Genomic DNA, 21,698 nt, shown 5'->3' with positions numbered 1-21,698 from the left:
TCATTTGCCCTCCGTCCCGGGCGCGGCGCTGTCGTCGAGGACCTCATCGAGCTCCTCCCGCAAGAGCTTCTCCTCGCGCGCTCGCTCGACGCGCAGGCTGCGCACGCGGGTCATCTGCTCCTCGCGCACCTCCCACGCCTCCTCGGTGATGCCCACGTCCGCGCGCAGGACGATGCTCCGCAGCCGGTCGCGCACGAGGCCGAAGTTCCGCATGGCCACCTCGCCCACGACGCCGCGCGCCTCCTTGTCGAGCCGCTCGAGCTCCACCTCGTACCCCACCACCGCGGCCGTCTCGCGCGCCAGGATCGCCCGCACGTCCGTCGTCCTCCGCGCGACCTCACGCTCGAGCTCGGAGAGCGCGGCGAAGACCTTCGCGTCCGTCTCGTCGCCCTTTTGCAGGAGCGGCGCGACACGCTTCGCGTAAGCGGCGAGCGACGCGCCCCCCTGCCCCGCCATCGCGAGCTGGACCTCCCGCACGATCGCCTCGCGGTACGCCTGCCGCACCTGCGCGTCCTCGATGAAGCGCTGATCGCCAAAGCCGACCTGCATCTTGCCGGCGCCCACGAGCTTGCGCAGATCCGTGATGTGCTTGCGGTAGGCCACGAGATCACGCTCGTGCGCGGCGAGCTCCTGCTCGAACCGCGCGACCGCCGCCGGATCGCGCACGACGCCCGCCTGCGGCGCCTCGCGCAACATGCGCCGCAGGCCGTTCACCTGCGCCTGGAGCGAGTCCACTTCCAGCGTCATGCGCTGCACCGACTGCGATGCGCCGTTCCACTGCTTGAGCGCCTGCCCCTCGCGCTCTTGGAAGTCCCCGTCGTTGACGGGGATCATCCCGAGCCGCTTCTCCAGCGAGCGGCGGCGCGCGCGTACCTGCCCGATCTCGCCGGAGAGCGACGAGGACTCGACCTCGTCCATCCCCTGCCCGATCGAGAGCCGCGCGATGCCCACGCGGTTGATGAGTCCGAGCGCCTTCTCCTCGCCCGCCTTGAGCTCGGGGAACGCGCGGACGCGGTTCGTCGAGGCCACGACCGCGTTCAGCTTCTCGATGAGATCGTTCGATTGCTGGATGAGCTCGCGGCACTGCGCGATGCCCTCGATCACGGCGAACGCGGCAGGGCCGTCCTCCGCGTCGCGCGCCCACTGGATCGCCAGCGTGGGCAGGCCGGAGCTCGAGTCGAGGACGTCGAGCTGCTCCTGGCTCAGCTTGTCGTAGTAGACGGCTGGATCGCTGGTCGCGCCGAGGAACGCGTCGACACGCGCGCGCATCGGATCGTAGTTCGCGCGGACGCCCTCGTAGACCTTGAGCGACTTTTCGAACTGGCCCGCGCGAAGCATGAGGTCCGCGCGAAGCAACGAGCCGTCCGCGATGTTCTGGCTATTCGGGTCGGCAACGGAGAGGACCTCGAGGGCCCGTTGCGCGCGTTCGACGTCGCCGAGCCGGACGTACACCCAGCCGAGCTCGTAGAGCATCGTCCCGAACTCCGGTGACGATCGGTCGATGTGGTTGTACGCATCCACGGCCTGCGCCCACTGATCCGACTCGTAGAAGAGTCGCCCGATCGCGAGCCACGCCATGTCGATCACCCGCTCGTGATCCTTCGAGTCGGGAGCGAGCTGCGTGACCTTGCGGAATTGATCGATCGCCGCGACGTAGCGGCTCCGCGGCGCGCGCGGCGGCACCTCGCCCTCGGCGAGCGGAACCGGCGGCGGCGTCGCCTCCTTCACGGCCACGACACCGAGCAGGTAGCCGGCTTGATGCGCGTACTCGCTCTTCAGATCGACCGACGCGAGCGCCGCCTTCGCGCCCGCCCAGTCCTTCTTCACGACGAGGCCTTTGCCGCGTGCATACGAAATTCCGCTCGTCACGGCCGCGGGCGGGAGGCGGTTCATCGCGGCGAAGACGTCGTCGAGGTGCCGGTAGTCCTTCGTCCGCAGCGCGATGTCGACGAGCCGCTCGAGCGCCTTGCCCTGGTAGGTCAAGAAGCGCGGCTCTTGCACGCGCTCGGTGATCTTGAAGTAGACGCGCCGCGCCGAGAGATACTGCCGAGACTGGAAGTACGTCTCGCCGAGGAGCGAAAGCGCGTCGGGGTACGCGGTCGGGTGATCGGGGTATTTCTCGATGATCTCGTTCAGCAGCGTCGCCGCGCGATCCCAGTCCCTCGATCCCACGAGGAGCACGGCGTCGGCGATGCGCTGCGCCGGCGTGCGCTCGCGGCCCTTCGACTTCTGGATCGCGTCCTCGATCGCGCGCAGGCCGTTCCCGGCGATCGTGATCTGCTGCGTGGCGGTGGTGATCGCCTGCTCGGCGTCAATCGCGTGCGCGAAGCTCGGCACGAGCGTGGCGCAGGCCGCGAGGAGGCCCGCGAGGAGCGCCTTCCGCGTGCGGGAACCGCGTGTGCTCTTCATGCGTGTTCCTTCGGGAGATCGCTCACTTGGCGACGCCCTGCGGCGCCGGCGCGCCCGCAGGGGCGTTCGGATCCGCGAGCCCTTGCGTGACCTTCTCGACGAAGCGCACCGCGGGGCGCTCTTCGATCGGCGTGGTCACGCCGCCCTTCTCGAACGAGACGATCTGCAGCGTCATCGTCTTGCCTTCGAGCGCGGTGAACGAGTGGTTCGAGCGGACTTCGAGCCGATAGCCGCGCATGTACGAGAAGACGCCGTAGCCGTTGCCCTGCAGGTTCACGAGGACCTGCACGGTGTGATCGCCGGGCGGGATCGAGCCGTTGAAGATCGGGATCTCGCCGGCCTCGGCGATCGCGCCCGTCTGATCGGTCTTGTTGTACTGGACGGCGCCGTCGAGGACGACGAGCAGGCGCGTGATCTTGAAGGCGCCCGAGAGCTCGTTCGTGTACTTGAGGTTCGCGCGGGAGCCGGCGCCGCCGCTCGACAGGATCGTGTTGCTGAGCAGCGAGAGCCGCGTGTGGCTGCGACGGATCTGCTCTTTCAGCTCGTCGATGCGCTGCTCGAGGTCACGCAGGTGCACGGCGTACGTCTGTCCGTCCATGCCGGGCGGCGCCGCAGGTTGCGCTCCGGGGGCGGGCTGCGCGCCGGGCATGCCCGTGGGAGGCGCGGGCTGCATGCCGGGCTGCGTCGGCGGTTGCGGCTGCATGCCGGGTTGCATCGGCTGCGGCTGCATGCCGGGCTGCGTCGTGGGCGGCTGCATGCCGGGCTGCGTCGGCGCGGCGGGCGGGGTTTGGCCGGGCGGAACGGCCTGAAGCAAGCCGGGGCCGGGCGCCGGCGGAGGCGCCGTGGGGGCCTGGGCAAACGCCGGCGCCACGGTCAGCCAGGTTGCCGCGAAGGTCACGGCGAGCGTCTTCGGGAGCAATCGCATGAAGACCAACCCCATCGTCGAAGGAAGGCAGGAGGACGCGCTGTCGCCCGGCCATGCTTGCCGGCCTTCGCCAAGTGTACGGTCCGGGAGCGCGCCGATGCAACCGAGGACCCCGGGCGACACGGGAACGTGACGTGCCGTGAATTTGCTGGCGCTTCGTGTCCGCCCCGGCGCGAGGTCTTTCCGAGCGCCCTCGCCACCCAAACTTCGCGGCTCCGCCCGTGTCCCGATCCGGTAAGGTGGCGTCGTGCAGCGACGACCCCTTCCGATCAGAACTTCGGGCCCCGTCGCGCGTCCCATGGACCGGTTCAGTGGTCGCCACGGCCCCCTTTTGCCCGCCTCCGCACCCGCGGACGCGCAGGGAACGAGGAGGTGACGATGGCGAGCATCTCTCGCGAGGAGGTGACCGACGAGGTCCTGATGATGCGGTTCCAGGGTGGTGACCGAGCGGCGTTCGCCGGTCTCGTCCGCAGGCACAAGACGAACGTCTACAACTTCATCCTTCGCCAGGTCCGCGCGCCTCAAATCGCCGAGGATCTCGTGCAGGACGTGTTCGTCAAAATCGTGCAGAACGCGGCCGACTTCAAGCACGAGGCCCGCTTCTCCACGTGGGCCTACGCCATCGCCCGGAACGTGTGCATCGACCACCTGCGGAAAGCCGCGCTCCGGCGGCATCCGTCACTGGATCAGGCCACGAGCACGAGCAGCGGCGAGGAGGGACCGACGCTCGCCGAGCGCACGGCCGACGCGCACCCCACGGCTTCGGTCGAGCGGGTCGCGATCGGCGCCGAGCTCGGACATCGGATCACCCACGCCGTCGAGCGGCTGCCCGCAGAACAACGCGAGGTCTTTCTCCTGCGGGAGATCGGCAACGTGCCGTTCAAGGACATCGCCGAGATCACCGGGGTACCGGAAAATACCGTCAAGAGCAGGATGCGTTACGCCCTCGAGCGCTTGCAGGAAGCGCTCGCCGAGTACGAGGACTACGCTCGAGCCCTGCGATAACGCCGGGCAAGGTGCTGCATGGATTGCCAGAAGTTCGACCAGGTCGTGATGGACGCGCTGTACGAGGAGCTCGACGAGCTCACGTACGCGGCGCTCCGCCGACACGTGGAATCCTGCGCGCGCTGCGGCGAGGCCTGGAACGGGCTCCGCGCGACGCGTGAGGTCGCGATGCTGCCGCTCGAAGAGCCGAGCCCCGGCCTCGAAGATCGCATCCTCGCCGCCGTGACCGACGCGCAACGCACGACGCCCTGGCATCGCAAGGCGCTGCGCGCCCTGGCCTGGGCCGGCAGCCACGCGATGCGGCCGCAGCTCGCGATGGCCGCGCTGTTTTTCCTGGTGATCGGGTCGAGTCTGCTCTTGCTCCGCGCCAAACCCGGCACGGTCGGGATCACGCCAGTACGCGTGACCGAGCGCGGCGTGCCCGCGCCAGACGAGGGGGATCTGCAGGCCGCCGCGCAAGCCCCTCCCCCGCCGATCGCGGCAGCGCCCATGCCTGCAGCCGCCGCCGAGGTCGCGGAGGGTGCGAAGAAGAGCAAGGACGACGCGACGGACAAGGCCGCGGCGAAGGATACGGACGGCGCAGCAAAGGCGCTCGCCGAGGCGCGCGCCACGCGCGACGGCTCGGGCTGCGACGCAGCGCTCCGTCTGTACGACGACGTCGGCGCGCGTCACCCGGGCACGCCGCAAGCCGCCGACGCGATGTGGGAAGCGGCGCAGTGCCAGCGGAGCCTCGGCAACACGGATCGCGCGCGGGAGCTCTACTCCGCGCTCAAGCAGAGCGACGGGTACAAAGCGCGCGCCGAGGAAGCGCTGCAGGAGAGCGAAGCGGCCAACCAGACGAACAACGCAGGCGGTGGCCTCGTGGCCAACCGCGCCGCGATGCCGTCTCCGGCGCCGCCTCCGGCCGCGACGTCGACGGTCGCAGCCGCAGGCAAGCCCGCGAGCAAGCCCGCCCCCGCGGCGCCGACGGTGGAGGAAGAAGCGCAAAGGGCGAAGGCCGCGCCGGGGGGTGGGTCGGGCCGGAACGTGAACGCCGCGCCGAAGCGCGCGGCAGAGCCCCCCGCCCCCGCCAACGCCGCGTACTGACGGGCCCATCAACGGCCTGCGAAACCGGGCCGCGACCCGCTAGACTCGGCGTATGCGCCGATCACGCCTTTTCTTGGGCCTCGTCCCTGCCCTGCCCGTGGCCATCGCCGTAGGCGCTTGCGCCGAGGCGCCCATCAACGTGGGCCTCGTCATGCAGGCGCCCCTCGGGCTGCTCGACACGGCGACACGCGTCACGCTGCGCGTCTTCGACAAGGGCAAGGCGACCTGCACGCCCGCGACAGGCCGCGTCGAGAACGCCCCGACGGGCGACGCCGTGCAGACCTTCGATCTGCACAAGGACGGCTGCGGCGAGGGCGTCACCTGGTGCAAGGACATCGAGCTCGATCGGGACGGCGCCGAGAAGATCTTCGCGGTCATGGCCGAGGGCGGCGCGGGCGTCCTCGCCGAGGGTTGCGCCGTGGAGAAGGTCGATCAGGACCCGCTCGAGGTGACGATCAAGGTGCAGCGGTACACGCCGCCCGCGTGCTGCAACGACGGCGCGGTCGGCACCGGCGAGCAGTGCGACCTCGGCCCCAATGCGGCACTCGCGTGCGACGGGAGCCCCGCCGAGACGTGCGGCGGCATTGCGCCGGACGCGGTTTGTCGGTGCGACTGCACCGCGCAGGAGATCCTGCTCTCCGTGAAGAACAACGTGCCCCCGGCGCTCGACAACGACGGTCCGGGCACGAAGACGCACCTCGCGCTGGAGTTCTGCCCGGGCATCGACGCGACGAAAAACGCGCTGCGCACCGCGTACACGAGCACCACGGGCGGTGGCGGGGGCGACATTCTGATGCGCTTTCTCGGCGCGGATCTCTACCCGATCGAGAAGCCGTACCCGCTCTCGCAGCAGATCCAGCTCCCCGCGCGCTGCACCACGCTGCCCGCGTCGGGCCCCGCGCTCGTGCAGCGTGATCCATCGCTCGCGCCCGTCGGCCTGAACCACGTCGCGATCGTCTACGCGAGTGATCAGGAGGCGACGAACAACTACCACATCTACCTGAACGCTCAGAACCAGTGGGGCTGCGCGGACGTGCCGCCGCTCAAGGTCAGCACGCAGGTCGGCGACGCGCAGATCCGGCCCGACGTCGCGGGCGGGCCCGAAGACGCCGCGCTCGTCGTGTGGAACCGCGGCACCGGTGTCTTCGGTCGCATCTGGAGGAAGACGGGGGATCTCGAGCCGGCGATGGGCGAGATCCCGATCGCCACGAACGGCTCGGCGCCGCGCGTCGCGGGCAACAAGGATGGCTGGGTGGTCGTCTACCAAGGCGCTGGCGACGGCGACGGCGATGGAATCGTCATGGTGACGGTCAAGCCGAACGGCGAGGTCGGCACGCCCAAGCTCGTGAACGACGCGACGACGGGCCTGCAGGACGAGCCCGACGTCGCGATGCTCCCCGACGGTCGCTACATCGTCGTGTGGCACGCGAACGGCGACATCTTCTTCCAGCGCTACGACAAGGACTTCGCGCGTGTCCCCGGCACCGAGGACCAGAAGACGGTGAACACGCAGACCGCCGGCTTGCAGCAGAAGCCCAAGGTGGCCGCGGGGCTCGGCTTCTTCACGGTCGTCTGGGGGGACGAGCGCGGCACGATCGGCGCGCGGTTCATCGGGGGCACGTCGGGCTTCGGCTACAACAGCGTCACCGGCCAGAACGACGCGTTCCTCGCGAACATCCCCGATCCCGAGGGCACGAACGGCTCCCGCAGCGGGCCCGCCGTGGCGATCGGCGGCGCAGGCTTCGTCGCCATCGGCTGGCAAGACGACAGCACGAGCCACTTCGGCGTCTACGTGCGCCGCTTCCCGTTGCCGATCGGGCTGTAGGAACCCTTCACCCCATCCCCTCTTTCACCGCTTGGGGGCTACGCTCGGACAAGCCGAGTTACGCCCCCAAGCCCCGCGCGGGAGAGGGCAGCCTAGGCGCGGCGCTTCAGTTGGACGCGGGTCCCGCGTTCTCGCGCAGGTACGCGATCGTGCGGATCGTATCGACGAGCCGCTCGCGCTCGGCGGCCGTGATCCGCACGAAACGCACGCCCATACCGGGGTTCGGGTTGTCGTGGAGCGGGCGGACCACGTTGACCCACTGCACCGTTCCTTCGAGCACGAACGAATCGTCGCTGTTCGGCGGGGCAAACCGGAGCGTGAGGTTCGTGCCGATGGGCAACGGGTTCGTCGTCCGAACGAAGATGCCGAGCTCCGAGATGTTCGTGATCGCGGCGTAGAGGAACGTCTCCTCCGTCTCGCAATCCACCGACCAGGTCACGTCGTATCGCTCCGAGGAACGGCGTTCAAGCCAGCTTGGGCGGCTCGCAGGCGCCGCCTCGTTCACGCGCGTCGACGACGGAGGTTTGTCCGCCGTCGCGGCCTCATCGTCCGCTCCGCGCTCCGGATCGCTCCCGCGACGCTCACCCATCGAACCTTCCGCGTAGCCGCTTTCCACACGGGCGCCAAGGGATCCGACGGTGCGCATCGATCAACGCACGTGGAGCGCTCCGCCGATGACGCGGTTCTCGTGGTTCGGGCCACGCGTCACCCGGAAACGCGTGTCTCCGGAGAAGAAGCCGAAATAGACGGTGTAATCACCCGGCGTGAAGTTCGGCTCGAGCTCGAACACGTAATCGTCCACCACGATGTCGTTCGGCTGCCACAGGTTCATCGCATATTTGCCATCAAGGACGCTGTGATCGCCGTTGTATCGGCGCTGGTAGCCGTCGATGTGCAGGAACGCCTTCCAGGAGCCGGTGATGGGATTCACGACCCGGTAGTAGAAGCGCATGTGGTACTTGCGCTGCGGGACCACGCTGTCCACGACCTGACCGGTGCCGTCGCGGACCTCCCAGCCGAGCACGTCGAGCTGATCCTCGAACGCGGCGTCGACCCCGCGGAGCTCGGGCAGCGGCGCATCGAGCACCAGCGCGCCGAGGGGATTTTCATTGGGCTGGCCCCCGAGATCACTCGACACGAGCAGGATCTGGCTCGAGCGCGCGTCGAGCACGGGCAGGTTCGAGCCCTTGTGCTTGCGGTGGAGCGAGTTGAGGCGCGGGAGCTCTTCGGCGCGGACGATGAGCCAGCGGCGATCCGTGCCCTCGGTGAGCCACTTGAACGCCTCGGCGGGATCGTTGAACTGCGCGACCTCGCCGCCGTGGTGGTAGTAGGCGATCGAGCGGGCGCGCACGCCGAGCAGGCCGAGCGGCTCGCCGGGCTTCTGGAGCCGCGCGTACGCGTCGAAGACCTCCTTCGGCGAGAGCTGCGCGGCGAGCGCCGGGTAGTAGCCGAACGAGAGCACCGCGCCGGCCGCGAGCGCAGCGAGGAGCACGCCGGCGCCGCGCGGCAGGCGCGCGAGGCCGAGCGCCGCGCGGAAGCCGTCGCGCACGGCGGCGAACGAGATCGGCAGGGACGCGAGGACGAGCGGCAGCGCCCACCAGAGGTTCAAGCCGGCGTCGATGAAGTTGCGCGGCAGCCTCAGCACGGACGCCCAGCCGAGCCGCGTGCCGAGGAAGAGCATCGCGCCGAGGCCGACGAGCGCGGCCTCGACGACGACCGCAGCGAAGAAGAGGTTGCCGTTCCAGACCGTGGCGAGCTCGCGGCCCACGTTGCGGTAGTCCTCGACGAGGCCGTCGGCCCACGTGGAGATCGAGCCGGGTTTGTCCGCGCGCCCCTCGAACCACGCGATCGCCACGAGCGCCGCGAACGCCGCGGCGGAGAGGCGCATCAGCGTCGCCGCGTCCTGCTCGAAGCTCTTCGGGAACGAGGGTTTGTCCACCTCGAACACGCTGAACATGCGCCCCGGCTCGAGCACCATGTCGCGGTAGAGCACGAACGCGAGCAGCGCGACGCCGAGCGCGAGGGCCCGCGACGGAGGCGCGCCGCGATCGAAGTCGGCGACCGCGAGCCCCGCGACACCCGCGAGCAGCGCGACGCCGCTCCACGGGAGAAACGTGACGTGCGGCGTGAGCGCGGCGTACACGGCGTACGCGACGGCCGCGCCGACGAGCAGCGCGACACGCAGGCCCACCTCGCGCCTGCGGGCAGGCACGTCGAGCTCCACGGGCGCGCGGAACAACCTTCCGATCGCGAACGGCAGGAACGCGCTCCACGGGAAGAGAGCGTGGCCGAGGTGCCGGATCGTCCGATCGAACGTCGCATCCACGCTCGCCTTCTTGGTGAGCGCGACACCGAGCGCGCGCGGCAGCGCTGTGTCGGGCGAGGTGCGGAGCAGGAGCGAGATCCCGACGCCCAAGGCCACGAGCCCGAAGAGGAGCGAGAGCGCGCCGATCGCGTGCTCGGCGAGGGATCGCCCCGCGGAAAACCCTCCGAGCTCGAGGACGAGCCAGGCGAGCCCCGCGGCGAGCGCCGGCACTGCGACGCCGATCAGGAGCCCGCGCGACATGTATCCGGCCACGAGGCCGAGGGCCCCGACGACGAGCCAGACGCCCTTCACGAGCCACGTGCGCGCGCCCGGGACCTCGACCTCGGCGCCCTCCTTCGTGCCGCGCGCGCGATCGAAAAGCGCGCCCACGAGGCCCGCGAACGCGAGCGAGAGCGAGGACATCGTGACGATGTCACCGAGCATCGTCCGCGCCTGCATGAAGTAGAGCGGCGTCGTGGCGAGCGCGACGGCGCCGTAAAGCGCGGCTCGTTTTCCCGAGAGGCGCGCGAGGATCTCGTGCAGCGCGACGACCCCGACGAACGCCCAGATCGCGAGCGGCAGGCGTCCCGTCCAGTCCGCGAGCCCGAAGAGCCGGAAGCCGAGCGCCATCGAGGTGAACGGCAGCTCGCCCATGCGCAGATCGCTCAGCGTGGGCATCTGGTTGATGGCGTCGGGGAGCGCGAGCTTGTCCGCGTGGAAGACGTGGATCGCGATGCGGCGCGAGAGATCGGCCGTGTCGAGCTCGTACGGATCCCAGATCCCGCTCGTGCCGAGGGTCGAGAACAGCACGAGGGCAGCGACCGCGAGCGCGAACGGACGGGACCACGCGGCGAAGGAAGGGGCGCGGGCGCTCGCTGGGGTCGGCGCATCCTCACGGGTCGTACCGCTTTGGGCGCTCTCGGGGACGGCTTCCATGGGGGGCTTCTACCGCTGCTCGGGCCGGTAGCCAAAGGCGTTTGGAGAGGCGGTCAGCTTGGAGAACGTTGAGAAGCCGTTTGAGGCCTCCCCCTCTGTCTGCTATCGCGCCGCGCTGTGAAGAGCCGTAGAGCCGAACCCCGCGCCGAGCGACCTGGCCGGAAGCCCGACGTTGCGCGTGAGCGACCGTCCGATGACGAACGAGCCGGCGCGTCCCCGCGCCGGGAGACGCGCGGGCCGAGGCCCGAGCGGGGTCGCGGCGGTCGGCCGGGCGAGGATACGCGCGGCGGCGCGAAGGGAAAACCGCGCGCGGAGCAAGGGCAACGGCGAGGGCAAGGGCCCGGCCCGCGCGGGAAGGGACCTGCGTCGAAGGGAGCGCCTCCCGCTCGCGGCGAGAAGGGCGCACGACCGGACACGCGCGGCGAGAGGGGCGCACGACCGGACACGCGCGGCGAGAAGGGCGCACGACCGGACACGCGCGGCGCGGCGCCGCGACCGGGATCCCCCGCGCGTGGCGGAAGGCCCGCGACGACGGACGATCTCACGCGCGGCCCGCGCGGTGGAACGGGCGCCGGGCGCCGCACAGATGCTCCACGCCCGAGGCCCGTGCCGCGCCCCGCGCCGGAGGCCAGCGGGCCCTCGCGGAGCGGCACGGTCGCGCTCATCGGCAGGCCGAACGTCGGCAAATCCACGCTGCTCAACGCGGCGCTCCAGCAGCCGCTCTCCATCGTCTCGAAGACACCGCAGACCACGCGCGACGCCCTCCTCGGCGTGGTGCACCACGGCTCCGCGGAGCTCGCGCTGCTCGACACGCCGGGCCTGCACAGGCCACGCACGCAGCTCGGCCGCGTGATGAACGAGGCGGCGCGGGATGCAGCACGCCGCGCCGACGTCGTCGTCTTCGTGACGGACGTCTCGCCGCGCCCCGTGAAGCGCAAGGAAGACGGGACGCCCATCGAGCCACGCTCGCTCCTGCCCCACCCCGGGGATCTCGTCCTGCTCTCGGATCTCGCGCCGGATCGGCCCGTGCTGCTCGTCGTGAACAAGGTCGATGTGCTCCGGGACAAGCGGCACCTGTTGCCGCTGCTCGAAGCGTACGGGAAGGTGCGGAACTTCGACGCGGTCGTGCCCGTGTCGGCGCAACGCGAGGACGGCATCACACTCGTGCTCGACGAGATCGCGCGCTTCTTGCCCGAGGGCCCGTTCCGGTACGGCGTCGATGACGTGACCGACAAACCCGCGCGTTACTTCGCGGCGGAGTACGTGCGCGAGCAGATCCTCCGCGCCACGCAGGACGAGGTGCCGCATGCCGCGGCCGTCAGCATCGACCGGTACACCGAGCCACGGGCGCCGGGGCAGGCGGTCCAGATCGACGCCACGATCCACGTCGAGCGGCAGGGCCAGAAGCGGATCTTGATCGGCACGGCCGGGGCCATGATGAAGCGCATCGGCATCGCCGCGCGCGAGCGCATCGAGGAGCTCGTCGGCGGCAAGGTGGTCTTGCGCCTCTGGGTGGCCGTGACGCCGGACTGGCGCGAGTCGCTGCCGCGCCTGGAGGAGCTCGGCTACGGCAGGGCGCGCGGCGGCGCGACGGACGCGGCCGAGTACATGATCGTCGCCGAGCGCGACGCCGAAGCGGACGAGGCCGACGGCGAGGCCGACGACGAAGGCGACGAAGACCTCGACGCCGAGGGCGAAGAGGACGAAGACCTGGACGAGGAGGACCTCGACGACGACGACGAGGGCAAGCTCGACGAGGACGAGGAGAAATGACGATGCAAGAAGACCAAGTCGAGCAGCCGGACGGGGGCGTGACGCCCGCGCGGGTGATGAGCGCTCCGCTGCCGATCGTCGCGATCGTCGGCCGCCCCAACGTCGGCAAGAGCACCCTGTTCAACCGCCTCGTCGGCAAGAAGACCGCGATCGTGCACGACGAGCCCGGCGTCACGCGCGACCGTCACTACAGCGACGTCACGTCCCGCGGACGTAGGTACACGCTCGTCGACACGGGCGGCTTCGATCCGGAGAGCGACGATCCCATGCGGCAAGGGATCAAGCGCCAGATCGACGTCGCGATCACCGAGGCCGACGTCATCGTGTGCGTGCTCGACGCGAGCCAGCCGCCGACGCCGGCCGACCACGCCGAGCTCGATCTGCTCCGCCGCGCGGGCAAACCCGTCATCTACTGCGCGAACAAGGCCGACTCCCAGCGCGCCGAGCTCGAGCTCTCCGATCTCTACCGCCTCGGCGCGCGTGACCTCATCCCCTTCTCCGCCCTCCACGGCCGTCGCATCGACGAGCTCGAGGCGGCGATCACGGCCGCGCTGCCGCCTCCTCCGCCCGAGCCGGAGGAAGGCGCGGCGCCGGACGAGGCCATCCGCGTCGCGATCGTGGGCCGCCCGAACGCGGGCAAGTCCTCGCTCATCAACCGCCTGCTCGGCGAGGAGCGCCTCCTCGTCGACGCGCGTCCCGGCACCACGCGTGACGCCATCGACACGCGCATCACCAAGGGAAAGCACTCGTTCCTGTTCATCGACACGGCCGGCATCCGGCGCAAGGCGAAGGTCACGAAGGAGGACAGCGTCGTCGAGGCGGTGAGCGTGCTCCACGCGATCCGCGCGATGGAGCGCGCCGAGGTCGTGGTCCTCTTGAGCGACGCGTTCGAAGGCGTGGCCGAGCAGGACGCGAAGATCCTGGGCCTCGCCGTCGATCGCGCCCGCGCCGTCGTCATCGGCCTCAACAAGGCCGACCTGCTCGACAAGAAGGCCTTCGGGAAGGCCGAGGAGAACGCGCGGGACAAGCTCTCGTTCGTGCCGTGGGCGCCCATCGTGCCCATGAGCGCGAAGACGGGCCGCGGCGTGGGCAACCTGCTCTCCACGATCACACGCATCGCCCAGGCGTTCCGCACGCGCGTGCCCACCGGCGAGCTCAACCGCTTCTTCGAGCAGGTCCTCGAGCATCGCCCGCCGCCCACCTCCGGCGGCCGCGCGCCGCGGCTCTACTACATCACGCAGGCCGAGACCTCACCGCCGCTCTTCGTGGTCATGGCGAGCGCCCCCGAGCAGATCCACTTCAGCTACCAGCGCTACGTCCAGAACCAGCTCCGCAAGAACTTCGGCTTCGAGGGCGTGCCGGTCCGCGTGAAGTACAAGCCGAGACGCCGCCGCGGCGATTGACGCGGCTCACTCCCCCCGGTGCGGCGGCCGCCCCGCCGGGGGGCGGCCCTCGTTCACCGGGAGCTCGACGCGTGGCGCCTCGTCGCGCACGTGTTCGGTCCCCGCATCTTTCCACACCGGCACCGAGCGGCTGAACACCTCGAGCCGCTCGATCTCCTCGTCGTCGACGAGGCACCGCAAACCGAGCACGGCCTGGTTGATCCCCGTGAAGCCGAGCGCCTTCGCCAGCGCCCGGAGCCTGTCCCGCTCGTCCTCCTGCGGCTCCGAGGGGACCGAGATCGGCTCGCCCGACCACGACTCTGTGGGCCCTCGCAACGCCGAGCTCGCGCTCCGCGACGGGCCTACGATCTCGCGCGCGAGCTGCCGCGCCGCGATCGCGCCCCGCACGAGGTACTGCTCGCGCAGGAGCTGCGCGTTCGTCCGGCCGACCCGCGCGATGAGCAACGCTTGATCCTGCCAGTCGCAGATCCGCTGCAGGCTGTAGGTCGTGTTGAAGAAGATCCGCGGCGTCGGCATGAACGCGAGCGCGTGCGCCGAATCGATCCGCTCCTCGGCCAGGCGCGCCACGTCCTCGTCGTTCAGCCCGTCGATGATGCCGAGATCGCTGCCCCGGATCGGCGCCGTGTTCCCCACGCCGAGGATCGTCGCGGCCCGATCCGTCACGGCGCGCAGCACGCGCTCGCCGAGCAGCGCGACGGCCACGCCCACGATCAGCGCGCCCTTGTAGCCCTGGAACAGGTAACCCTTGTCCGTGCTGCTCGCCTCCCCCGGGCCGGAGAGCAGCGCCACGCCGAGGAACACCGTTGCCACGCTCACGATGAGCAATGTACGCGCCGCAAACGCCATCATGCGCGCGGTCGAATCGTTGCTGGCCGAACGAAACAGGATTTGCCCGAGGTTCAGGGTGAACGACACGGTGCACGCCGAGCCCACGGAGAGCGCGACGAGGTGCCGGAGCTCGTTCTCGGTCCGCGCGTATCGGAGCAGGATCACGCCGCAAGCAATGAGGATCGCCGACGCGATGAACCCGAAAATCGTCGCGTGCCGCGCCATGCGTTGCACCGACTCGCGCATGAGCTCGTTCTCGTAGGCCCACATGCGCTCGACCTTCTCGCGGAGCTCGATCCGATCCCGCATGGCCGTGCCCGCTCCGTACCCCACCTTCAGCCGGAAATCGCCGCGCGCGAAGCGCCGCTCGACCAGCATCGCCGAGCACACCGCGAGGATCGCCGGCATCGCGCACGCGCCGAGCACCCGCAGCCGCGCGATCGACGACGAGCTCCACTCCCCGAGATCCTGGTAGGCGACGACGAGCATCCCGCCGAGGCAGGCGAAGAGGATCCACCGCACGAACGACGGCGCGATGAGCGCGAGGAACCCGAGCAGCGCGCGGAAGCGCTCCTCGCCCACCATCATCGACTCCGTGACGGATCCGCCGATGAGCGTGTGCAGGAAAAACACCACGATCCCGATCGCGAGCCCGGATCCGATCTCCGCCACGTACTGCGGGCGGTTCGGCGCGACATACCGGAAGAACAACACCGCGCCGGCGTAGGCCACGATCACGAGGACCGCGACGAGGAGCGCGCCGCGGACCGCCGAGCGGGCCTCGGCCGGGCGGGCGGTGGGCGACACCTCGAGGATGCGGGTCGGCGGCGCAGCGGCGGGTCGGGCCGTCTCGGCGCTCTTGCCGGGCGCGTGCCGCAGGGTCGGCGGCGACACCGGCAATTCAGCGGGGGGCGCGGGATCGGGCAAGGCAGGACCTCCGCCTGCATGGTACCTGCCCGCGCTCCCCCTCCCGCCTCGAAATTGCGTCAGCGTCGCATCGACGCCATCGTCCGGCGCGAACCGCGGTGGGCCTGCGTGCGGTCGGTCGGCTCGTCGATCTCATAGATCTCGGCGTCCGGCGGCGGGCGAACGGCCTTGCCGTGCAGGCCGCCCGGATGCTCGCCGCTCTCGTAGCGGGCGTCGCTCTCCTGGCTGCTGATGCCGCCTGCTTGCGCCTCGGCAATGCGCCGTATCGTGCGCTCGTCGGCTTGCTTCGGCCTCGTGCGGACCACGCGCCTGCCGGAGGCGCCGAGGCGCCCCTTTTGAACGAGCCACACCGCTGCGGCCACGGCCGAGAGGAGCCCGGCTGCGCGCTGGATGCCGCGCCAGGCTCCCCGGACGCGGCGCTGCCACCTGCGAGGAATGTTCATGCGTGAAGGGTGGGGAGGCGGGCCGCGATCGTAAAGCGTCAGCGGCGCTCGCGGCCTGCGGCTCGAAACGACGCGCGGCGGGAACGAGCTGCCCCATTCCCGCCGCAATGCCCTCTCGGGCGCTCGGTCATTTCTGCGTCGCCTTCCGCATCTGGCACATGAGATCGCAGACCTCGAGCGGCAAGGTCTCGCGCTTCGGCGGCGGATCCTTGACGACCGGATCCGTCTTCTTGGGATCGGTCGATTTCACGTTCGTGTTCCCGCTCGTCCGCTGCGAAGGCTTCGTCTTCTCGGGCGCGGTCGCCTCCTTCGCGGGCGGCGTCGTCGTCTTCACCTCGGCGGGCGGCGCCGGCGGCGTCGCGGCGCGCTTCAGGGCCACCTCGAAATGGGGCGAGACGCGACCGCCCAGCGTCATCGGCTCGGCCTTGGGGCGCGCGCTCGCGGCGCCGATCGCCATGGCCGAGACCAGGATGGCGCCCACGGCGGCGACCAGCCACGGCCCTCGGCGGGCCTGCGTCGCGACCACCTCGGCGCTCGGCTCGGGGGCCGGGAGCGGCGCCGGCTCCGGCGCGCCGAAGGGGAAGATCGGCGCGTGCGGGAGCACGGGCTCGGCCGGCTTCTGCGCCTCGGCCGCAAGGGCCTTCAGATCGATGAGTCCGGAGTCGTCTCCGCGTGCGCTCGGCTCCTTCGTCGTGGGTGCGTCGTTCGAGGCCTGGGCCACGAGGGAGCTCAGCGAAAACATCACCGAGCCGTCCTCACGCGTTCCCGGGGCTCCCCTCGAGGACATCGTTGCATTGGATCGAGGAATGCTCTTCATGGCTCGTTTTCTCGCTTTCTCCACGTTCACGGGTCCGGCGGTGTAGCCCCCGGCCCGAAGGGCGACGGTCACTGCATTCGACGCACGGCCGCGATGGAAGTTTTGGGGACCAGGCAAAAGTGAACGAAGGCTGAAATCGCTCCGTGGGGGACGGGGGCCGAGCGCCCGGCTTGGTCCGGGGCGGGGCTCGTGGTAGCTGTGCCGGCTCGCGTGGACGGCCGGCGTTCCCGGGCGGACGCGGCAAGTTTCGCCTTCGATGCGCCCTCGGCTCCTCCTCCCGCTCGTGCTCGCCGCCCTCGCCGGGCCCTCGGCTTGCCGCCCGCCGGCCGAACATGGCGTCGAGCAGCGCCCGCCTCCGCGCGCCGAGCCCTCCGCGCAGTCCCCCGCGGTCCCCGACGCCGCGCCGGGCGCCGTCTGCACGCCCGGCGAGGGTCGGTGCACCTCTGAGGAGGTCGCGCTCGTTTGCCAGGGCGGCGAACGCTGGGTCGAGGAGCGCTGCGGCGAGGGGTCGACCTGCCTCGGCGCCGGCTGCGTCTCGCTCCGCGCCCAGGAGAATCCGCCGGTCGGGCTTGCGCGGGAGGCGCTCCTCGCGCCCCAGGGGGAAGGCTGGCTCGACGCGTGGAGCGCCGTGGGTCCGCTCCCGGGCCCCTTGCCCGAGGCCGAAGCGACGACGCCCCCCGACGCCGGCGCCCCGCCCGCGCCCCGCCCGCTCTGCGCGAAGGACGGCTACGTCGAGGTCCACGAGAAGGCCGATTCGAAAAAAGGCCCGAAGCCGCCCACCCATTTCGTCCTTTCGGGCCACCTCGTCTCCGGCCGCGCGCAGCGCATCCTCCTCGCCGCGGGCGTCTCCGGCCGCGTACGGATCTCCGTGGCCGGCAAACGTGTCTTCGACGCCACGCGCGAGGCCGATCCCGCGCCCTTCCGCGACGAGACGCGTGTCCCGCTCGACCTCGATCGCGGCGTCCATCGAATCCTCGTCGAGGTCGAGCAGCCGACCTCCGCGCCCACGGGCTTCTGGCTCCGCGCCCGCTCCCCTTCCGGCGGCCCTGCTCCGGATCTGCTCTTCGCCACGCCCCCCGAGGCCACGTGCACGCCGGCCGAGCTTCTGCGCGCCGAGATCCAGAAAAAGCCCACGGCCACGGGATTCGACGTCTCCGTGCGGCCGGCGTGGCTCGGCCTCGGCCCGCGCAAACCCCTGGATCTCCCCTACCGCGCCGAGCTCGCGCCCGAAAAAGGCCCGGGCCGCCCGCTGGCCGAGGGCTCCTTGCCTGCCGCCTCGCTCGGCACCCCCGAGGGGGCGATTTCCCTCTCGATTCCCTTCGAAAAAACCGGGGCAAATGAACTCCGGCTCCGCCTCGGCGCGACGCCCGGGACCGAGCAGAAGATCCCGCTCGTATACCGCGGCTCTCTCCAAAAACGCGTCCTCGCGCTCACGGACAAACGCGAGACCATCGAGAGCTCCTCGGCCACGCGCGGCGAAAAAGACAGCTTGATCGCCCACATCGACGGCCTCGTCGACAACCTCGCGCAAAACGATCCCGACATCTCCTGGATCAAGCGCCAGACCGAGGAAGCCGAGTCCCTCCTCGCCTCGCTCGAAAAAGGCGAGAGCCCGTATGCCGGCCGGTTCGGCATTCAGCGCCGCGCCTATCGCAGCCCGCTCGACGGCCGCCTCCAGCCGTACGTCCTTTTCGTCCCGCGGGCCTATCGCCCTGGGGGAAAACCGCTCCCGCTCGTCGTCGCTTCCCATGGGCTCGGCAATCGCCCCGAGATCGCGCTGCGGGTCGTCGTCGGCGAGGCGCCCGAGGCAGGCTTCAATGGCTTGCTCGAAGCTCGCCATTTCTCGGGCCTGCCTGATTTCGGCGCCTTCCTCGTCGCGCCCTGGCAATTCGGCAATGCGGGGCAGCGTCACCTCGGCGAAGACGACGTCCTCCGGGCCGTCGCCGAGGTCCGCGCCCATTTCCCCATCGACGAGCGCCGCATCTCCATCACCGGCTACTCCCTCGGCGGCACGGTCGCGTTTTACCTTCCCTTCCACTACCCGGACCTCTTCTCCGCCGCGGCCCCGCTCTGCGGCTACCCGAACCTGCTCGGCTGGGAGAGCATCCGAAAAGCCCCGCACACGCCCTGGGAAAACGTCCTCCTCGCCAAACGGTACATCGTAAACTGGGCCGAGAATGGCCAGCATGTGCCGCTCTTCATCGTCCACGGCGGAAAGGACGATCCCACGCGCTCCCAGCTCGTCGCCGATCGGTATCGCTCCCTCGGCTATCCCTACAAATTCGACGTCCAGGAGGACCTCGACCACAACGTATGGGATTACGGCTACGAGGATGGCGACATGATCGGATGGCTCAAATCGCATCGACGGCCGAAGGCGCCCGAGCGCGTCCGGTTCGTCACGGGCGAGTGGCGGTACGATCGGGCGCATTGGGTGCGCTTGCTCGGCATGGAGGCCGAGGACAAATTCGCCGAGATCGACGCGCGCCATTCGAAGGCGGACGGCGTCACGGTGAAGACCCGCAACGTGGAGTCGTTTGCCCTGGACCTGTCCCAGCTCGCGCTGCGCGAAGGGGCGGGTGTGGCCGTGGACGGCGCGGCCATCGAGGGGCCTTTCGCGGCCGGGATGCTCTGGCTCGTCAAGAAGGACGGCGCGTTCGTCCGCGTGCCCGAGGAGCCTTCACGCAAAGGGCGCAAGCGCGCCGGCGTCTCGGGCCCGCTCGACGACATCGATCGCCACGGCCGCCTCGTCGTCTACGGCACCCAGGATCCCGCGCAGATCGAGACGAACCGCCTCGTCGCGGAGCATTTCGCCTCCTTCGACACCTTTGCGGCCCGCTTCCCGGTGAAATCCGACGTCGAGATCACCGACGCCGAGATCGATACACGCAGCCTCGTCCTCATCGGAAACACCCGCTCGAACCGCGTCACCGCGCTGCTCGAAAGCGCGCTCCCCGTGCGCTTCGAACCTTCCGCGCTCACGTTCCGCGGCAAACGGCACGAGGGCGAGGACGTCGGCGTCTCCTTCATTCATCCGCACCCGCGAAACCCGGACGAATACGTCGTCGTGCACGCGGGCGTGGGCTCCGCGGGCACGCTCGCGAGCCGCCACCTCCCGCGCTTCGCCCCCGATTTCGTCGTCTATGACGGACGCATCACGGTGCAGCGGGGGGGCCACGTGCTCGACCGGCGCGTCGCGCTCGACGGCGGCTTCTTCGGCATCGACTGGAATTGAGCTGGGGCTTTGCCCCAGGCCCCAGCAGGGGGCTATCCGCCCCCTGCACCCCGGACCAGCCAGGGGCTGGACCCAAGGTCGATGAACTGCGCGATGCGCAGTTCATCGAACAGGCCCGGGTCAAGACCACCAACGACGTTGCCCGCCAAGACAGCCGCGCTGTGGCTTCGGCTGGCAACCTGGGTCCTTCGTCGGCCCGTTTGAAAAACTGCGCGGAGCGCAGTTTTTCAACCCTCGGTCCAGGCTGTGCCTGGTCCGGGGTCGAGGGGGCGGACAGCCCCCCGCGGGGACCGGGGCAGAGCCCCGGCACGGCGCTTCCCAGATGAGCGGCGACGGTTTGGGCCTCGTCTCTGCCCTCGTGACGTCGTGTCCTGATGCGACGTCCTCACCGTCGAAGCACGACGCCTCCATCCCACGCAGCGACGGGGCCGTAGGTCGTCGGGCACGCCCTCGTCACCCTCGCCCAATTCGCGCGTCCGTCGACCCAACGGGGTCGTCTCCTCTCCCCCTCGCCCCCGCCTCCCGCCGGCCACACCGCCTCCTCTCCCACGCCACGCCCTCGTGTGTCCGGAGACTCGGCCCCGCCTCGTCCCCCCTTCGCCCCCTCCCCCCCAAGCACACGTCCCCGTCGCCTTCTTGCTCGGCCTCGAAGCTTGAAGACACGACCTCCTTCCACACGCGCGCAGCCATCACGCCGTGCGACAGGACGGCCCGAGGCCCCCCGCATGCGAGGAGGCGTCTTCCCCTGTCCGATTCCAAGCATCCCAAGCCGAACGGCCAGGTCTTCGACCTCTCGGACCTCACGCGCGTCGACCTCACGTCCGACCCCATCCGCCGTCGGAGCAAGCTGCGCGACGACCATGTGCCGATGGAGATCCTCGGGGCCATAAAAAGAACGAGGGACCGGTTGGAGGCCCGGCCCCTCGTTGCAAGGTATTTGTCGTGGCGGCTGGGATTACCGCTGCGCGACGCGACGCGGGCGGAGCGTGGCCGCCGCGATGCGGAGCGGCTCGAGCGTGCTCTCGCCGAGGGCCGTGACGAAGTCGTCGTTCGCCGTGAGCACGGTTTCACCCGCGATCACGAAGCGCTCGTCGCCCTCGCCTTCCACGACGAGCTGGTCCTGCGGCACGATCCGGCCCTCGCGCAACGCCGCGTCGAGGACACGCACGTCGGGCGAAGCGTTGGTCGCGCGCAACGTGACCCACGCGCTCACGGGCGTCGGCAGAAGCGCGAAGGACGTGTCCCCTGCAAGGCCCGCGTACACCCAGGGGGAGTCCTTGGCCATTCGCTTCCAGCCAGCGCCGTGCTCGTCTTGCACGTAAAACGCGCCGTGCGCCGCGTCCGCGATGAGCCGTCGCGTCGCGCCATTCGCGCCCGTCGCGGTCACGTCGGCATAGACGAGGCGGCCATCCGGGCCGAGCTCGGCGTATTCCATCACCTTCATTGCAGCGACCTGCGAGACGCCCGAGAGCGTCTCCGAGCCATCGCTGCGTACCGTGCGCTCGACACGTGCGTGAGGCACCGAGCCCGCGGAGAACACGTAGACGTGGTCTCCTGCCAGGCCGGGCGCCTCCACGCACGCCTCACGCGAGGAGGCGGCGTTCCCGCAGCCCGCCGAAAGCGAAGCCACGAGCGCCGTGAGAACCAGAGCGGAGATGTGTTGCGTCTTCATGGCTCCCCTTATCGAGCGACGGGGGGCCGTTATTTCAAGACGTCGCGATTTTTCTTTCCGTGAACGCGGAAGGGGCCATGACGAACCCTTCCGCGATCCCGGTCACACG

General features: G+C 70.3%; 14 protein-coding genes. 6 read left to right on the top strand and 8 right to left on the bottom strand.

Annotated features, from left to right (window positions below; genetic code table 11):
• Both POL67_RS18535 and POL67_RS18530 read right to left on the bottom strand, forming a co-directional pair.
• Complete coding sequence (locus POL67_RS18535; protein ID WP_271918814.1) at positions 1-2,409, bottom strand: tetratricopeptide repeat protein; 2,409 nt, start codon at positions 2,407-2,409, stop codon at positions 1-3.
• A 22-nt stretch (positions 2,410-2,431) separates the two neighbouring features.
• Positions 2,432-3,334, bottom strand: coding sequence for a hypothetical protein (locus POL67_RS18530; RefSeq protein ID WP_271918813.1), 903 nt, complete (start codon positions 3,332-3,334; stop codon positions 2,432-2,434).
• Positions 3,335-3,712: 378 nt separating this feature from the next.
• On the opposite strand from POL67_RS18530, the gene POL67_RS18525 reads away from it, so the two are divergent.
• Genes POL67_RS18525 through POL67_RS18515 form a run of 3 tightly spaced genes read left to right on the top strand, consistent with a single transcriptional unit; the run spans position 3,713 to position 7,250 of the window.
• Positions 3,713-4,339, top strand: coding sequence for an RNA polymerase sigma factor (locus POL67_RS18525; RefSeq protein ID WP_271918811.1), 627 nt, complete (start codon positions 3,713-3,715; stop codon positions 4,337-4,339).
• A gap of 18 nt (positions 4,340-4,357) precedes the next feature.
• Positions 4,358-5,425: a zf-HC2 domain-containing protein gene (locus POL67_RS18520; protein ID WP_271918808.1), complete on the top strand. Its 1,068-nt coding sequence runs from the start codon at positions 4,358-4,360 to the stop codon at positions 5,423-5,425.
• A gap of 52 nt (positions 5,426-5,477) precedes the next feature.
• Positions 5,478-7,250: a hypothetical protein gene (locus tag POL67_RS18515; protein ID WP_271918806.1), complete on the top strand. Its 1,773-nt coding sequence runs from the start codon at positions 5,478-5,480 to the stop codon at positions 7,248-7,250.
• Positions 7,251-7,356: 106 nt separating this feature from the next.
• Here POL67_RS18515 and POL67_RS18510 read toward each other — a convergent pair whose 3' ends face one another.
• Together POL67_RS18510 and POL67_RS18505 are read right to left on the bottom strand one after the other, a co-directional pair.
• Entirely contained in the window at positions 7,357-7,839 is a 483-nt protein-coding gene (locus POL67_RS18510; RefSeq protein WP_271918804.1) for a TIGR02266 family protein, read from the bottom strand.
• Between the two features lie 60 nt (positions 7,840-7,899).
• Positions 7,900-10,491: an ArnT family glycosyltransferase gene (locus POL67_RS18505; RefSeq protein WP_271918802.1), complete on the bottom strand. Its 2,592-nt coding sequence runs from the start codon at positions 10,489-10,491 to the stop codon at positions 7,900-7,902.
• Positions 10,492-11,097: 606 nt separating this feature from the next.
• Between POL67_RS18505 and era the strand changes: the two genes are divergently transcribed.
• Together era and der are read left to right on the top strand one after the other, a co-directional pair.
• Positions 11,098-12,264, top strand: coding sequence for a GTPase Era (gene era, locus POL67_RS18500; RefSeq protein WP_271918800.1), 1,167 nt, complete (start codon positions 11,098-11,100; stop codon positions 12,262-12,264).
• A 2-nt stretch (positions 12,265-12,266) separates the two neighbouring features.
• Complete coding sequence (gene der, locus POL67_RS18495) at positions 12,267-13,667, top strand: ribosome biogenesis GTPase Der (RefSeq protein WP_271918798.1); 1,401 nt, start codon at positions 12,267-12,269, stop codon at positions 13,665-13,667.
• A 6-nt stretch (positions 13,668-13,673) separates the two neighbouring features.
• Here der and POL67_RS18490 read toward each other — a convergent pair whose 3' ends face one another.
• The 3 genes from POL67_RS18490 to POL67_RS18480 all read right to left on the bottom strand — a co-directional run bounded on the left by POL67_RS18490 (position 13,674) and on the right by POL67_RS18480 (position 16,607).
• Complete coding sequence (locus POL67_RS18490) at positions 13,674-15,422, bottom strand: hypothetical protein (RefSeq protein ID WP_271918797.1); 1,749 nt, start codon at positions 15,420-15,422, stop codon at positions 13,674-13,676.
• A gap of 59 nt (positions 15,423-15,481) precedes the next feature.
• Positions 15,482-15,865 carry a hypothetical protein gene (locus POL67_RS18485; protein ID WP_271918795.1) on the bottom strand — a complete coding sequence of 128 codons (384 nt, stop codon included), beginning with the start codon at positions 15,863-15,865 and terminating at the stop codon, positions 15,482-15,484.
• Between the two features lie 127 nt (positions 15,866-15,992).
• Positions 15,993-16,607 (bottom strand): hypothetical protein, encoded by a 615-nt coding sequence (locus tag POL67_RS18480; RefSeq protein WP_271918793.1) that lies wholly within the window; start codon positions 16,605-16,607, stop codon positions 15,993-15,995.
• A gap of 331 nt (positions 16,608-16,938) precedes the next feature.
• Between POL67_RS18480 and POL67_RS18475 the strand changes: the two genes are divergently transcribed.
• The gene (locus POL67_RS18475) at positions 16,939-19,917 is read left to right on the top strand and encodes a prolyl oligopeptidase family serine peptidase (protein ID WP_271918791.1); all 2,979 of its coding nucleotides are present in this window, start codon (positions 16,939-16,941) and stop codon (positions 19,915-19,917) included.
• 955 nt (positions 19,918-20,872) lie between these two features.
• Here POL67_RS18475 and POL67_RS18470 read toward each other — a convergent pair.
• Positions 20,873-21,589: a hypothetical protein gene (locus tag POL67_RS18470; RefSeq protein ID WP_271918789.1), complete on the bottom strand. Its 717-nt coding sequence runs from the start codon at positions 21,587-21,589 to the stop codon at positions 20,873-20,875.
• Positions 21,590-21,698 lie beyond the last annotated feature (109 nt).

The organism is Polyangium mundeleinium, from assembly GCF_028369105.1.
GTDB classification, from domain to species: Bacteria; Myxococcota_A; Polyangia; order Polyangiales; family Polyangiaceae; genus Polyangium; species Polyangium mundeleinium.
The sequence above is the reverse complement of the archived record's forward strand: the minus strand, read 5'-3'. Positions and strand labels throughout refer to the sequence as shown.